18 protein-coding genes are annotated in these 14,060 nt (G+C 46.5%); 16 read left to right on the top strand and 2 right to left on the bottom strand.

The window, feature by feature from the left end:
- Nucleotides 1-160 precede the first annotated feature (160 nt).
- The 8 genes from add (at nt 161) to AC0YNT_RS21310 (ending at nt 4,769) form a co-directional block, all read left to right on the top strand.
- Complete coding sequence (add, locus tag AC0YNT_RS21345; protein ID WP_475806450.1) at nt 161-1,204, top strand: adenosine deaminase; 1,044 nt, start codon at nt 161-163, stop codon at nt 1,202-1,204.
- 125 nt (nt 1,205-1,329) lie between these two features.
- A complete protein-coding gene (locus AC0YNT_RS21340) occupies nt 1,330-1,785 on the top strand; it encodes a VOC family protein (protein ID WP_475806449.1) in 456 nt (151 codons plus the stop codon).
- 24 nt (nt 1,786-1,809) lie between these two features.
- Nucleotides 1,810-2,481, top strand: coding sequence for a ThuA domain-containing protein (locus tag AC0YNT_RS21335; RefSeq protein WP_475806448.1), 672 nt, complete (start codon nt 1,810-1,812; stop codon nt 2,479-2,481).
- A gap of 89 nt (nt 2,482-2,570) precedes the next feature.
- Nucleotides 2,571-2,939, top strand: coding sequence for an ArsR/SmtB family transcription factor (locus AC0YNT_RS21330; protein ID WP_441888901.1), 369 nt, complete (start codon nt 2,571-2,573; stop codon nt 2,937-2,939).
- Nucleotides 2,940-2,975: 36 nt separating this feature from the next.
- Complete coding sequence (locus AC0YNT_RS21325) at nt 2,976-3,482, top strand: metallophosphoesterase family protein (RefSeq protein ID WP_475806447.1); 507 nt, start codon at nt 2,976-2,978, stop codon at nt 3,480-3,482.
- A gap of 13 nt (nt 3,483-3,495) precedes the next feature.
- Complete coding sequence (locus tag AC0YNT_RS21320) at nt 3,496-4,272, top strand: metallophosphoesterase (protein WP_475806446.1); 777 nt, start codon at nt 3,496-3,498, stop codon at nt 4,270-4,272.
- Nucleotides 4,273-4,296: 24 nt separating this feature from the next.
- Nucleotides 4,297-4,482, top strand: a complete 186-nt coding sequence (locus AC0YNT_RS21315) for a hypothetical protein (RefSeq protein ID WP_475806445.1) — start codon at nt 4,297-4,299, stop codon at nt 4,480-4,482.
- A gap of 14 nt (nt 4,483-4,496) precedes the next feature.
- The gene (locus AC0YNT_RS21310; protein ID WP_167280613.1) at nt 4,497-4,769 is read left to right on the top strand and encodes a HesB/YadR/YfhF family protein; all 273 of its coding nucleotides are present in this window, start codon (nt 4,497-4,499) and stop codon (nt 4,767-4,769) included.
- A gap of 71 nt (nt 4,770-4,840) precedes the next feature.
- On the opposite strand, the gene AC0YNT_RS21305 is transcribed toward AC0YNT_RS21310, so the two are convergent.
- On the bottom strand, nt 4,841-5,488 hold the full coding sequence (locus AC0YNT_RS21305) for a metal-dependent hydrolase (RefSeq protein ID WP_475806444.1): 648 nt from the start codon (nt 5,486-5,488) through the stop codon (nt 4,841-4,843).
- A gap of 144 nt (nt 5,489-5,632) precedes the next feature.
- Nucleotides 5,633-5,941, bottom strand: a complete 309-nt coding sequence (locus AC0YNT_RS21300; RefSeq protein ID WP_475806443.1) for a hypothetical protein — start codon at nt 5,939-5,941, stop codon at nt 5,633-5,635.
- 122 nt (nt 5,942-6,063) lie between these two features.
- Here AC0YNT_RS21300 and AC0YNT_RS21295 point away from each other — a divergent pair, with 122 nt between their 5' ends.
- From AC0YNT_RS21295 to AC0YNT_RS21260, 8 genes are all read left to right on the top strand, one after another.
- Complete coding sequence (locus AC0YNT_RS21295) at nt 6,064-6,912, top strand: HAD family hydrolase (protein WP_475806442.1); 849 nt, start codon at nt 6,064-6,066, stop codon at nt 6,910-6,912.
- 14 nt (nt 6,913-6,926) lie between these two features.
- On the top strand, nt 6,927-8,198 hold the full coding sequence (locus tag AC0YNT_RS21290) for a D-alanyl-D-alanine carboxypeptidase family protein (protein WP_475806441.1): 1,272 nt from the start codon (nt 6,927-6,929) through the stop codon (nt 8,196-8,198).
- Between the two features lie 185 nt (nt 8,199-8,383).
- Nucleotides 8,384-9,343 (top strand): nucleoside hydrolase, encoded by a 960-nt coding sequence (locus AC0YNT_RS21285; protein ID WP_475806440.1) that lies wholly within the window; start codon nt 8,384-8,386, stop codon nt 9,341-9,343.
- Entirely contained in the window at nt 9,340-10,743 is a 1,404-nt protein-coding gene (locus tag AC0YNT_RS21280) for an 8-oxoguanine deaminase (RefSeq protein WP_475806439.1), read from the top strand. Before AC0YNT_RS21285 ends, AC0YNT_RS21280 begins: the two co-directional genes overlap by 4 nt.
- A gap of 37 nt (nt 10,744-10,780) precedes the next feature.
- Nucleotides 10,781-11,293, top strand: coding sequence for an acyl-CoA thioesterase (locus AC0YNT_RS21275; RefSeq protein WP_475806438.1), 513 nt, complete (start codon nt 10,781-10,783; stop codon nt 11,291-11,293).
- Nucleotides 11,294-11,591: 298 nt separating this feature from the next.
- Nucleotides 11,592-12,134 (top strand): hypothetical protein, encoded by a 543-nt coding sequence (locus AC0YNT_RS21270; protein ID WP_475806437.1) that lies wholly within the window; start codon nt 11,592-11,594, stop codon nt 12,132-12,134.
- Nucleotides 12,135-12,249: 115 nt separating this feature from the next.
- Entirely contained in the window at nt 12,250-12,966 is a 717-nt protein-coding gene (locus tag AC0YNT_RS21265; RefSeq protein WP_475806436.1) for an SDR family oxidoreductase, read from the top strand.
- Nucleotides 12,960-14,051, top strand: a complete 1,092-nt coding sequence (locus AC0YNT_RS21260) for a threonine aldolase family protein (protein ID WP_475806435.1) — start codon at nt 12,960-12,962, stop codon at nt 14,049-14,051. Before AC0YNT_RS21265 ends, AC0YNT_RS21260 begins: the two co-directional genes overlap by 7 nt.
- Nucleotides 14,052-14,060 lie beyond the last annotated feature (9 nt).

Below are 14,060 nucleotides of genomic sequence, written 5' to 3'. Positions count from 1 at the left end.
CAGCATACGTTTCGCGTGTGAAATATAAGCCCTGTATTGAGCAAAACATATACTTTCTTATATTTGAAACGGTATCCACCTTCGGCTAACGCTTAGAAGGGAGATGCCGTTTCTGCTATCGACCTATTGAATAATCGACCTGGAAGGAAGGTGTTACATAATGGATCAAGCTTTGCTGGAACAAATTAAACGACTGCCCAAGATCGATCTGCATGTGCATTTGGACGGCAGTGTGAAGCCGGATACGATTCGTGAGCTTGCTGAGGCACAAGGGAAAGCACTGCCTGCAGGAGCAGAAGGTGATTTAACACCGTGGATGCAAATAGATGAGAACTGTACTAGTCTGGTGGAATATTTGAGTAAATTTGATTTTGTGCTGCCATTTATGCAGACGGCTGAAGCCCTTGAACGTATTGCGCAAGAGGTCGTTCAACAAGCGGCAGAAGCAGGCTGTTTATATGTAGAAGTACGTTTTGCCCCGATGCTTCATACGCTCGAAGGACTGTCTGCAAGTGACGCCATACGTCATACGATTGCCGGATTACGGGATGGAGAACATTTGTTCGGTATCAAAGCAAGGGTCATTGTAATCTGCATGCGGCATGATTCAGTCGAGAAGAATCTTGAGGTAATCGAGGCTGCAAAAGAGTTTTACGGTAAAGGAGTAGTGGCTGTAGACCTGGCTGGTGACGAAGCGGGATTCCCGCCGCAAATTCATCGTTCAGTATTCGAGCTTGCAAGCTCTTACGAGCTGCCAATTACTATTCACGCAGGAGAAGCCGGCGGTTCGGATAATGTACGTGAATCGATCAATAGACTTGGTGCGCGGCGAATTGGCCATGGCGTTCGTATTACGGAAGATCCCACGGTCATAGAATTAGTAAAGGCAACTAGAACGCCGCTAGAGATGTGTCCTGTAAGCAATATTCAGACGAAGGCCGTATCCGGCTGGGATACTTACCCGATCCGCTCCTTCATGGAGCAAGGCGTTATCGTTACGGTAAATACGGACAATATGACTGTATCAGGCACTACGATGAACCTTGAATATGAAATGCTAGCCGAGCATTGCGGCTTCACGCTGAAGGAGCTTGCACAACTCGCTATGAATAGTGCGGAAGCTGCCTTTCTGGAAGGCGAGGAAAAGGAAGAGCTGAAATCGGCTGTACAAAGTGCCTTGAACCAACTTGATCTATCACTCTAGTCTTATTTTTGCGCGGGAAGGCAGGGATAACGGAATAGATGGCGAACCTATCCGAGTAGTGTGGGAACGTTATCATAGGTTACCTGCCAACCTTCAGCGTGAAGAAAAGAAAGGGTGTTCTAACGATGAGCCAATCAGCAATTGGAAACAAAATGATTACCCAAATCGGAATTCTTGTGCATGATATCGAAGCCGTAAGCAAAGCCTATGCCGATTTCTTTGGCGTAGACACCCCAGAATGGTTCTGGACGGATACACCGGATAAGGCGCAGACTGAGTACCTCGGCGAGCCATCGCAGGCACGTGCGAAGCTGGCTTTTTTCAATATGGATTCCGTTCAATTGGAGCTTATTGAGCCTGATTCCCATCCGAGCACTTGGCGCAATCATCTGAATGAGCATGGAGAAGGTCCTCATCATATCGCGTTTGTTATAGAAGGCATGAAAGAGAAGATCGCAATCATGGAAAGTAAAGGAATGAAGCTGCAGCAGAAGGGCGAATACACAGGCGGGCGTTATGCTTATTTGGATTCCGTTCCTCAGCTTAAGATATTGGTGGAGCTGCTAGAAAACGATAGATAACAACAGGAAGGAGCTAAACAGCTTATGCACAAACTATTGGCGGTTATCGGAGACTACTATCATCCGGAGACGGATATAGCAGACGGGCTCGAGCAAAGTCTAGCTTCATGGCTGAATAGTGGTAAGGTAAGCCTGACCTATACAACGGTAGATCGGCTTGCCAAAGCTCTTCAAGATAAGCCTGACGCGGTCATCCTCTTCAAAGACGATAAAATCAATCCGGCTGATGAGCATCCTATTCACTGGCTTGATGCTGATACTGAACAAGCTATGCTCCAATATGTGTATGAAGGAGGAGGCTGGTTATCTTGGCATTCCGGCCTTGCATCCTATCCGGAGGACGGCGCTTACGTATCAATGACCAGGGGCTATTTCAAATACCATCCTGAGCAAAAGCTTGTTCGGTTCACAGCCGCACCAAGCGCAGCAGCAGACGGTACTGAGCATTTCGCCATCGATCCAGCGATTAGCTTCGAGTCGAAGGAAGAGCATTATTTCGTCCACTGTGAAGAAGCAAGTACAAATGTATTTATGCGTACCTTCTCGGAAGACGGCGAATCGATTGGTGGATGGTCACATCCCTATGGGAAAGGTAGAGTGTGCTGCCTGACACCGGCTCATAATCTTCATACACTTATCATACCGGAGATGAAACAATTGCTAGAAGCTTGTGTACGCTGGTGCGCACAGGCATAAACGTTCATAAAGACGCTTAAGCTCCTTGTATAGAGGAGCTTCTTCTTTTTCTGCTATAATGTCGATATGTACATAAGGTGGTGCTCCAAGTGGAAAAAATGATCGATGACCAATGTGACGATTCCTGTCTGGGCACGGATCTGCATGATGACAGTCTGGTGAATGCCAGGGTAGAAGAGAAGACGGCGATAGATTTGGCGGAGTTGTTCAAGGCGCTTGGTGATCCAACCCGAGTGAAGATGATCTATGCGCTGCTTGATCGCGAACTATGTGTTCATGATCTTTGCCAAGTGCTCGAAATGGCGCAATCTGCGGTTTCGCATCAATTACGCTACCTACGGAATGTCCGCATCGTGAAACGCCGCAAAGCCGGCAAGACCGTCTATTATTCGTTAGACGATGATCACGTGAAGGAAATATTCATTCAGACGCTCCAGCATGTGCAGCATTATTCCTGAGAGATCCGAACTCGGAAGGTAAAGGAGTGCAGCAGGGTGAAAATTGTAGTCGTCTCAGACACCCATATGCCGCGTATGGCGAAGGCTCTTCCGCCGCGTCTAATTGTGGAGCTGGAAAATGCTGATCTCATTCTTCATGCAGGGGATTGGACCAGCTCTTCGGTATATGGCGAATTATCGAAATACGCACCTGTGAAGGGGGTAGCCGGTAATAATGACGGGGAGGTTATCGTCAAAAAGCTGGGCTATAAGAAAATCGTAACTTGCGCAGGGAAGCGAATTGGTATCGTGCATGGACATCTTCCTTACTCCAGCAAGAAAGCAGAGCAAAATGCTGCTCTATCCTTTACGCCTAAGCAAGTGGATGTGATTGTGTTCGGACATTCCCATATTCCTTTCATGCAGGAGCAGAATGGCATCTTGTTGTTTAATCCTGGTTCGCCAACAGCCAAGCGCAAGCAGCCTCAATATTCGTTTGGCATTATGAGTATAATCGAAGGTCACTTAAAGGCTCGGCATATCTTTTACGATAATAAGGTGTAATAGGGAGGTTAGCATGATCGTCTATATTCTGATCGGGCTGGCGGCCCTAGTTGTTCTAGTCTACTGTCTACTTATCCTGCCCACTCAGTGGCTTAAGGTAGAACGGGTGCATGTTAAGACAGGAGCGGGAATTAAAGTGCTGCAGATCAGCGATATTCATATCGAGCACATCAGAATTCCGGCACGCCGATTAATTCAATTAATAGGGACAGAGCGTCCCTCGTATATTGTGTTAACGGGGGATTTCACGGAGCTTGCTCCCTATCTGTCTAAGGTCCATCGATATATTAAGGAGCTTGCATCAACAGGTGTGCCGATGCTCGCTGTGTATGGGAATCATGACCATCATTTGGCTCCTGCCGAGCTTCAACAATTGACGAAGATGCTTGAAGAGGAAGGCGTTCGTCTTTTGCATAATGAGATGTATGATGCGGGACATTATCAGTTTATTGGCATTGACGATTGGACGAGTAAGAAGAGTGATCCGGACAAGGCTTTTGCAAAGGCAGATCCGACTAAGCCAACAATTGTTCTGACTCATGATCCAAACGTTGTATTGCATATTAAGCAGAGATTCACGTATCTGATGGCGGGACATTTCCACGGGATGCAGTTTCATCTTCCGTTCCTATTCAAGTATTTGAGGAAAGGCGCGCTTCCTGCAGCAGGTATTTATAAAGGTATGCATCAGATGGATAATGGCATGATTTATATTTCGAAGGGAATCAGCCAGACAGGTACCAATGCGAGATTCCTTATGCGCAGTGAAGTAACCATTCATCATCTGTAATCGTCGCTGAGGGAGCGGGTAAGGTTGGAGCCTGATAAACATTGCAAGATTGAAAGAATCGGGATCGTAAAGCGTATTGAAGAACAACAGGTTACATTAGAAGTAGAAAGCAAACCTGTGAACGTGCCGCGTGCCAAGACATCGGATTCATTAGAAGTTAATGATTCTGTACGCTGGAGCGGGACGATGTGGATCAAGATTATGGAATAGGAGGTGAATCTAATATGAAAATGAGCGTTACTCCTGCCGCAACGGCACTTTTCAAACAAGAATGGGGTTTTAAGAACGACGATAGCGTGCGCATCTTTGTCCGGTACAGCGGCGGCGGAGAAGACGCCTTCTCCTTTGGCATTATGAAGGATACCGCGCGTTACCCGGCGGTTAAGATCGTGGAAGACGGTATTATGTTCTATATGGAGGAAAATGATGCGTGGTACATGGAAGGAAAAGATCTCACCATCGACTGCCGCAATGACAATATCGTATTTCTTCGTTAATACTAAGATACAAAGAAAGACGCTTCACCCTAGTGATCAATAGGATGCGAAGCGTCTTTCTTTGTATCTGCTTAGAGAAACGGCAGCTTAATTGATTTCTTGTAGATAGGATACAGCCATTTCACACCACTTGGCGTAAGTGTATCCGCAATCAGATGAGATAAGTACCCAGCGACTGCAACGTGCATGAGGCCTTCAAGCTCAAGCTGCTTCTCCAGTCCCAAGGCGATAGCGCCCCATGCAATGACCGCCCACACCGTGTGTGTCAAACCACGATGCTTCAGCCAAGGCGCCCAGGCGACAAACACGCCAAAGCCTATTAACCAGCTCATGTTATACGCAATACCGCCATAGATCAAGGCAGCGCCAACACTGCTTACAAGCGCGTTCCGAATCACGCCAGTTCGGACGACTAGACCAAGCAGCAGTAGAGCCGCACATGCGATGATAAGCGGAATATCAACATAGTGATCAGATATGTACAAATAAGCGGTAACCGCTGATAACAGCCAGCCTCCACCAAGCAGCACACCATGCAGCCAATTGGATAACTTGCTGGCTTTCGAGCTTAGCAGACTTGGGCCATCCAGATCGGCACTTAAAGCAGAAAATGCTGCAACTCCTAAATAAGTCGCTGCATGAACGATTGTAAACGGATAGTGTGCAGCCGCTGCCGCGCCAATCGCAACGCCAATTGTAAGATGTGTAGTCCCTTTCATTCGTCCTCCTATGACTGACCTTGCAGTATTAATCAAACATATGTTCGCATAGCTATTATAGCGCATATTTGATGATAATACTACATTCGTTGACATAACTCTTTTTATGTCGATCTAGTCATTAGGAATCGTGATTTGATATTGCTAACGATTCTTTCTTGGACGACGGCCCATCTCTTCCGATACAACAAAAGCAAGCTCTTCGTTACCAAATAATGACAACACTTGAAGCACCGTATCATCATCGATATCACCAGCTAGTTCCTTAGGAGCCGTTAATGTCATCACTTCGATCAGCCGACCATTACTTGATTGATGCGGATAGGCTCTCGCATATAGCTCTACAGCATCTAGACCATGATTGACGCACCATTGCGCGAACACAAGGATCATCGTATCTTCATCCTGTTTATATCTTTCTATGATAATCTGTTCCATTTCTTTTGAATTCATTGCTATTTCTCCTTTAAGAAGGTAATATAATTACGAAAAAATATTCATATTAGACGGATTGTAATATGAATTTTGACAGATAGCAATCCATTAAGCAGCCTATAATTATGGGGGAATATTCCATGTCATCGCACTATTTAACAGATCTTGATGGAACGTTGCTTCGTTCAGATGAGACGATGTCGGATGATACGATTGAGCAGCTTAAGGATGCGATTGAAGCGGGAATTGTGTTTAGCTATTCGACGGCAAGGAGTTATACAAGTTCAACTAAGGTAACTTCTGACATTCCGTGGCGGTATCCCGTTGTGATATACAATGGTGCCATGATCTATGATCCGGTGGAGAAGCGGGTTCTTGGCGGAAACTGGTTAAGTGCGGAGCATTCCAATCGCATTATTGAAGCGGGACGCAGGCATCAGCTTGTACCACTTGTGTTTGCCTTAGATGAGAATGACCAAGAGAAAGTACTGCATGAGAGACTACATCGCATAGGAGATCTTTCTTTTTATAATAGTAGACCGAATGATCCTCGTTTTCAAGAAAGCAAACGGCTGGATCTAGAAGTGAAGTACCGTATTCTAATTATGTCGTACATTGGTTTGTATGAAGAGTTGGAACCTGTCAAACAAACGTTAGAACAATTATATAACGGGCTTGTTCATATTGAGTTCATAAAAGATGCGTATATTAGAGATCATTATTTTCTTGAAATCAGTCACCCCTTGGCGAATAAAGGTGAAGGGGTACGGTTGTGGTCACAGCTGGTTGGCTGTGAGGTTCATGATGTAACCGTTTTCGGTGATAACCTGAACGATTTGGGTATGTTTCAAGTGGCAGGCACTCGAGTCGCGGTTGCAAATGCCCATGAACGGATCATAGCATTAGCGGATCACGTCATAGGAACAAGTAATGAAGATGCAGTAGCCGGATATATTACGGAACAAAGGTCGCGTTTGACTACAAGATGATAAAGAGGGAAGCTATGAGACCATTTCAAGGCCTGATTGCAATGATGTTCGTTATTCTCATATTTTTATCACCCATGCAAGTTTATGCGGAAGATTCCTTACAGACGACGGAGCAAACGGAGCAATCCACTGAGCCGCCTCCAGATCTGCCTAATGCAGGAGCAGCTATTCTCATTGATGCTAAATCCGGCGCTGTATTGGTTGCCAAGAATGAAACAGAACGTCTCTATCCTGCCAGCATTACAAAGATTGTGACGGGCATCATCGCTCTGGAACAATCAGATCCAGCAGACATTGTGACGGTGTCGAAAAACGCACGTGGGGAAGACGGCACGCGGATCTATCTGGCGGAAGGCGAACAAAAGCCAATGCTCGATCTCATTGAAGGCATGTTAATTAACTCGGGTAACGATGCCGCAACTGCGATTGCCGAGCATATAGACGGTACGAAGGAACAATTCGCAGAGCGCATGAATGAATTTGTTCATAAGCTTGGTGCCTGGGACACGAACTTTGTGAATCCTAGCGGTTTGCCTGATGATAATCAATATACGACAGCAAAGGATATGGCGAAGATTGCCCAATATGCCATGCAAAATGAGCAATTCCGCCAAGTTGTCTCGACTAAATCCAGACCATGGGTTGGCCAAGAATGGGTCTCCAAGCTTGAAAATCATAATAAACTGCTGAGCAGCTATGAAGGTGCAATTGGCGTGAAGAATGGTTTTACCCAAGCTGCAGGTTATACACTGGTCTCAGCGGCTGAACGCGGGGATACAGAGCTAATAGGCGTCATCCTGAAAGGCACAACGGACGCTGGTGTGTATAAGGATATGACCAAGCTGCTTGATTACGGTTTTGCCCATTTTACTAGCACTTTATATATGGATGCCGATGAGAAACATACGTTCGTAACTCGGGATACAGGTAAACAAATGGAGTTCATTAGCGCAACACCTCTCTGGGTGACAATCAAGGATGGTGAGATTCCAGTCCTTGCAGTGGATTCGAATGGCACGACGTATGTTCAATCCTCACAGGTGTATACACCTTCCGAATCAGTAGCCACCTTAATGCCAATCGTGCCTCTTGCCGATCAGGCGGAAGTTCAGATTGCGTCAGTTACGAAAACGGGCACGACAAATACCGGCGAACAAAGAGCGGAATCATCCGGCTGGCATATGGGGGTTACGATTACATGGTCCATCATGTTAGTATTCATGCTGCTGTCTGGCCGAATCATGTATGTAAGGCAGCGAAAAAGACGATTCTATAAATATAAATAGTAACGTAAATGCTGAAGAGCCAGGACTTCTTGATAAGTCTTGGCTCTTTTGTATAGGATGAATTAGACACTGATCACAAGAGAACGGCTATTTTTTAGGTATAAGAACCAATCCTGGCTTAATCAAAAGCAAAGCTTGGCCAATTGGTTTACAATATAGGTATATTGGGATAGGAGGAATAGCCGATGAGCGAGAAAACGCACATTATACTTGATGTAGACACAGGAATCGACGATGCATTGGCGATTCTGTATGCTTTGCTGTCACCAGACATTCATGTCGAAGGATTGACTACAGGCTTTGGTAATATTGATGTAGGACAAGCTACGGAGAACACGCTTCGGCTTATCAAGCTAGTGAATTGCGGCTATGAAGTTCCAGTAGCAGCAGGAGCCGCTGGCCCGTTGAAACGGGAATACGCAGGGCCTGTTCCACACATACACGGTCATAATGGGATTGGCGACGCCGAGATCCCGCCATCTGAGCAGCAGCCTGTCAAGGAATCGGCAGCCGAGTTTATTGTCAGGAAGGCATACGAATTGCCAGGTGAGCTTGTCGTTGTAACGGTAGGCAGAATGACGAATTTGGCATTGGCTTTGACACTAGATCCAGCGATCGCGAGCAAGATTAAGAAGGTTGTTGTAATGGGTGGTACTGTCTTTGCTCCAGGCAATGTTACACCGGTTAGTGAAGCAAATCTATGGGGTGACCCAGAAGCGGCTGCACAGGTGTTCCGCTCGGAGGTGCCACTTACGATCGTTGGCCTGGATGTTACGCTGAAAGTTCGATTGTCTCGCAGCCATCTTGACCAATTACGTCGGTTAGCTCCGGCTCAGAAGCAGCCCATTGTCGATTTTCTACATGTGGCGTTGGAGCGTTATTTCGACTTTTATCTGGAATCGAATCAATACCTTGGCGAATGTCCGATGCATGATCCACTGGCTGTACTAGTTGCCGTAAATCCATCTCTTGTTACCACACGTGAATTGCATGCTGACATTGACTGCGGACAAGGACATACGGCTGGTATGATCATTACAGATCGAAGAGTGAATCCGAAGGTTGGACGTGAGATTACATTCTGCTTAGATGTGGAGGAGGATCGGGCATTGCGGCAAATGCTGTCCGTGTTCTTACAACCATGAGTACATTACTAATTAAGAATGCCCGCAGCATTGTCACCATGGATGGCGAGAACCGTGTCATTCGTAATGGTAGTCTCTATGCTGTAGGACAGGAAATCGTCGCAATCGGTGAGGATCTGCCTTATGAGACAGCGGATAGCATTATAGATGCCAAGCATAAAATTGTTTATCCGGGCCTAATTAATACGCATCATCACTTGTATCAAACCCTAACCCGGAACATTCCGCTGGCGCAGGACTGCTCGTTATTTGACTGGCTCCAGACGTTATATGAAATCTGGCGTCATCTGGAGCCGGAGGATGTCTACCTGAGTGCTATGACAGGACTTGGCGAGCTGCTGAAGAGTGGTTGTACTACTTCCTCGGATCACTTCTATGTTTTCCCAAAGGGGGTTTCCGAGCACTTGCTGGACGAAGAGATTCGGGCAGCTTCTGAGCTTGGTATGCGGTTCTTCCCGACAAGAGGCTCGATGAGTCTTGGCCGATCCAAAGGCGGCTTGCCGCCTGATGAAGTGACCCAGACCGAATCGGTTATCTTGCGCGATACCCAGCGCGTTATCGAGCGATATCATGATGCGGATCGATTCTCCATGCTGCGTGTTGGTGTAGCGCCGTGCTCGCCGTTCTCCGTCTCACGAGACTTGCTGAAAGAATCTTCGGATCTTGCGCGGAGTTACGGGGTTAGAATGCATACCCATCTTGCGGAGACGATGGATGAAGAGCAATTCTGCCTCGAGAAGCTAGGCGTTCGACCACTTGAATATATGGAGCAGACAGGCTGGGTTGGGGATGATGTCTGGTATGCACATGGCATATGGTTTAATGACAGAGAGATCCATCGTATGGGAGCTTGCGGCTGCGGCGTAGCCCATTGTCCATCTAGCAATATGAAGCTGTCCTCAGGCGCCATACCGATCCGTAAGCTGCTTGATGCAGGCGTAAAGGTTGGGCTTGGTGTTGACGGTTCGGCATCCAATGATGCTTCTAATATGCTGTGGGATCTGCGGATGGCCTATTTGCTTCATAAGCATGAATTGCAGGGGCGTGGCCTTACAACCAATGAGACTTTATCTCTTGCTACTCGTGGCTCAGCACGTGTGCTTGGCTGGGAGAATGAAATCGGTTCGCTTGAGGTAGGAAAAGCAGCAGATTTATTTATGCTTGATTCGAGAAAGCTGGGGTTTGCTGGCGCTTTATTCGATGATGCAGCGCTACCTTTAACGGTTGGGGCTACACAAGCCGATATGACGATTGTTGGCGGCCGTATAGTCGTTGAGGATGGAAGGCTGGTCGGTATCGATGAGGAACAGCTTGCCTTCCGTACACAGCTTGCTGCAGACCGACTTGTCAATTCGGCCTCATTGCGCCTTGGTATAGATTATAGAAAATATAGAGGATAGCATACTACATATACAATATTAGAAAAGGGTGGGTCACATGGAAGAACGTTATTCTCGCGCATCCAGATGTTATAAGACAGCAAGGATTTTCCCTACGGATGTGAACAATCACAATACTTTATTCGGCGGTAAGCTAATGGCTTATATTGATGATATTGCCTCAATTGCAGCAACCAAGCATTGCCGGAAAACGGTTGTTACGGCTTCAACCGACTCCGTCGATTTCTTGTCCCCGATCCGGCCTTCGGATTCGGTGTGTCTGGTGTCCTTCGTAACTTGGACTGGACGAACTTCCGTTGAAGTATTTGTTAAGGTTATTAAAGAAGATTTGTTAAGCGGAGAGCGCGTAGTGGCAGCAACTTCGTTCCTTACTTTTGTTGCCCTTGATCAGGATAATCGGCCCGTTCCGGTGCCGAAGGTTATTCCTGAATCGGAAGAAGAATTTAAGCTGCATGAGACAGCGCCTCACCGCGCAGAGATGCGACGGATCCGTCGTGAGGAAAGCAAGAAATTTGCTGATTATTTAACGGTTTCCCATCCTTGGGACTAATATAGCCGCAACAAAAAATGCGCAATCAGCTTGATTGCGCATTAACTACATATTGGATACAGCAATAAACGAAGATGGCCATGGCGATACATACTCCAATTACTATATATACAGCTCTTTTTCCATTCATACGAGGGCACCAGCTTTCTATGTACATCGATCTTGTCTATTATAAACGAATCCGATTGTAATGTCATATCGAGTCAATGCTTGATTCAAACCCCGTTGTTACATATACTTTTAGAATCGGGTTGTAAATCCGGAGTAGTAAGTATGGCAAGAGGGGAATGACGACAAAATGGAGCAAGGTTCCAAATCGCTGAAGGATGATACGAACATTCCGCAAGAGGAATTTTTCGCTGCTGCCGCATTATTTTGCCGCGCATATCCGACATTCGTAGCGGAGATCGACCGAGTAGAAGCTGAACGGGGTAAGCTCAATGACTTCCAGCTTATGCGTGCGGTGAACAAAGCCAAGGAAAGTCTAGTGATTCTAGGCTGGGACTGTAGAAAAGCCGTTAATGCGTTATTTGAAACGTATGTAGAAGTTTATAAGCATAGCAGTAAGGAAGATGCTAATCATTGGGCAGAATCAACCTTTGGCTGCAGTAAAACACTAATCTACGAGCCTTCGATTGAAGATGAAGAGATTGTGGAACAAGGCTTGTATCTGGAAATGCGAATCGAGCAGCTTACCGCACTTATTCATGAGCAGGAAACGACTCTGCTGCAAAATTATCGCGAGCTGTACCGGCTCAAGATTGCCGCTGCCCATGAAGCGGAGGCAGAGAATACTTTCGAGGCTTCAGAGCCTGAAAGTAAAGAAGAGGAAGACGAGTAACAGAGGAGAGGCCGTTGTCCAACCAGACAACGGTCTTTTTGTGCTGCGATGCTTCGTAATCGATTTCATGTTAAAATGATGTGAGGTGCATTGGAGAGAGGGGAATGGAAAATAGATGAGCAAAGCGATCGTTGTAACTGGTGCGGACCGCGGGGTTGGTCTTGCTCTGACTGCGGAATGGCTACGAGGTGGACACCAGGTATTCGCTGGACAATATTCCGAAAGCTCTGGATTACAGGAACTTCATCAGGAATTTGGAGATCGTCTTACCATCTTTCCTCTGGATGTTTCGAGTGAGGCTAGTGTGAAGCAAGCTTATGATGTGGTAGCATCCCTGACGGATAAACTGGATGTTCTTATAAATAACGCAGCGATATTGGGAGATATTAGAAATACCATTCTTGATGAGCTTCAGTATGAAGAAATGCTGAATGTCTTTAATGTCAATGCCTTAGGCAGCCTGCGCATGAGCCAAGCCTTCACGCCGCTGCTGCTGCAAAGTGACTCGAAGCTGATCGCCAATATTTCATCAGAGGCAGGAAGTATTGCTGATTGCTGGCGTGATGCCTGGTATGCGTACTGCATGTCCAAAGCTGCGGTCAATATGCAGTCGAAGCTTATTCATAATGGCCTGAAGCCGCATGGTGGACGTGTGCTCGTTATTCATCCGGGCTGGGTGAAGACTCATATGCAAGGGAAGCTTGATGAGGCGGCTGAGCTCACACCGGCACAATCCGCAGCCGGTATTACGAACGTTATACTTACAGCACTGACAACAGACGTTATGGAATGCGAATATGTAGACTATGAAGGTAGGAAATTAAATTGGTAAACATACTTCTAGAAGCTTTTAACAGAACCACTTACCCGGTTATAGGACACGGTAAACGAAATGTTCAAGTATTAAAGGATACTTTTGATGAACTAGATGGCACAATCGATAGCGATATATATGGCACAGGGAAAGTAATTGAGGATTTTCAAGCCAAAATGGCTGCGTATTTGGGCAAGCCTTCAGCGGTGTTTTTCCCAAGCGGCACGATGGCACAGCAAATTGCTCTTCGTCTGTGGTGCGACGAGAAAAGGCTTCGTAAGGTTGCCTATCATCCTTTGTGTCATTTGGAGATCCATGAACAGAATGGCTTGAGAGAGCTGCATCAGATCGAGCCGGTGCTTCTTGCAGATAAGAATAGCTTAATTACGCACGAAGATGTGCTGCATATGAAGGAAGATATCGCATGTCTCTTACTCGAGCTGCCTCAGCGGGAGATTGGCGGTCAATTGCCTGCTTATGAGGAGCTTGAAGCGATTGCTGCACATTGCAAAGCGAAAGGCATTAAGCTGCATCTTGACGGAGCTAGATTGTATGAGATATTGCCGTATTACGGGAAAACCGCAGCAGAAATCTGCAGCTTGTTTGACAGCGTATATGTATCCTTTTACAAAGGAATCGGTGGTATCGCAGGGGCTATTCTTGCTGGCGAGGAAGCGTTCACGACTCAATCGAAGATCTGGAAACGGCGCCATGGCGGGGATCTGATCAGTCTTTACCCTTATATTATAAGTGCAGACCAAGCCTTCGATGAGCGGCTGCCGAAGATGGAGCAGTACTATCACGATGCGGTTGAACTGGCTGCAATGTACAATGACTGCGATGGGATTACGACGAGACCCGTTGTACCGGTGTCGAATATGTTTCATGTGCATATTGAGCTGCCAAAGGAATCGTTCGAGAAGCTTCTCATCTCGGTGTTTGAAGAAACGGGAGTTGGCTTGACCGGCAATGTGCGGGATTTTGGAGAAGGTAGTTCGTACTATGAAGTAAGTCTTGGGGACCGCTATGCAGATATTCCGAAGGAGAAGCTGGGACAAGCTTTCACACTGCTTAATCAGAAAATAAAACAAATTATCGCATAAACATGATAA

The organism is Paenibacillus sp. J22R56, assembly GCF_056269375.1.
Note: the sequence above shows the minus strand (reverse complement) of the source record. Positions and strands in the feature narration are given on the sequence as shown.

Excerpts from the sequence above, each read along its gene's own strand:
- AC0YNT_RS21285 (WP_475806440.1), top strand. The coding sequence starts at position 8,384 with ATGAGCGAGAAAACGCACATTATACTTGATGTAGACACAGGAATCGAC.
- AC0YNT_RS21270 (WP_475806437.1), top strand. The coding sequence starts at position 11,592 with ATGGAGCAAGGTTCCAAATCGCTGAAGGATGATACGAACATTCCGCAA.
- AC0YNT_RS21300 (WP_475806443.1), bottom strand. The coding sequence starts at position 5,941 with ATGAATTCAAAAGAAATGGAACAGATTATCATAGAAAGATATAAACAG.
- AC0YNT_RS21340 (WP_475806449.1), top strand. The coding sequence starts at position 1,330 with ATGAGCCAATCAGCAATTGGAAACAAAATGATTACCCAAATCGGAATT.
- AC0YNT_RS21305 (WP_475806444.1), bottom strand. The coding sequence starts at position 5,488 with ATGAAAGGGACTACACATCTTACAATTGGCGTTGCGATTGGCGCGGCA.
- AC0YNT_RS21335 (WP_475806448.1), top strand. The coding sequence starts at position 1,810 with ATGCACAAACTATTGGCGGTTATCGGAGACTACTATCATCCGGAGACG.
- AC0YNT_RS21295 (WP_475806442.1), top strand. The coding sequence starts at position 6,064 with ATGTCATCGCACTATTTAACAGATCTTGATGGAACGTTGCTTCGTTCA.
- AC0YNT_RS21275 (WP_475806438.1), top strand. The coding sequence starts at position 10,781 with ATGGAAGAACGTTATTCTCGCGCATCCAGATGTTATAAGACAGCAAGG.
- AC0YNT_RS21290 (WP_475806441.1), top strand. The coding sequence starts at position 6,927 with ATGAGACCATTTCAAGGCCTGATTGCAATGATGTTCGTTATTCTCATA.
- AC0YNT_RS21280 (WP_475806439.1), top strand. The coding sequence starts at position 9,340 with ATGAGTACATTACTAATTAAGAATGCCCGCAGCATTGTCACCATGGAT.
- AC0YNT_RS21320 (WP_475806446.1), top strand. The coding sequence starts at position 3,496 with ATGATCGTCTATATTCTGATCGGGCTGGCGGCCCTAGTTGTTCTAGTC.
- AC0YNT_RS21310 (WP_167280613.1), top strand. The coding sequence starts at position 4,497 with ATGAAAATGAGCGTTACTCCTGCCGCAACGGCACTTTTCAAACAAGAA.
- add (WP_475806450.1), top strand. The coding sequence starts at position 161 with ATGGATCAAGCTTTGCTGGAACAAATTAAACGACTGCCCAAGATCGAT.
- AC0YNT_RS21265 (WP_475806436.1), top strand. The coding sequence starts at position 12,250 with ATGAGCAAAGCGATCGTTGTAACTGGTGCGGACCGCGGGGTTGGTCTT.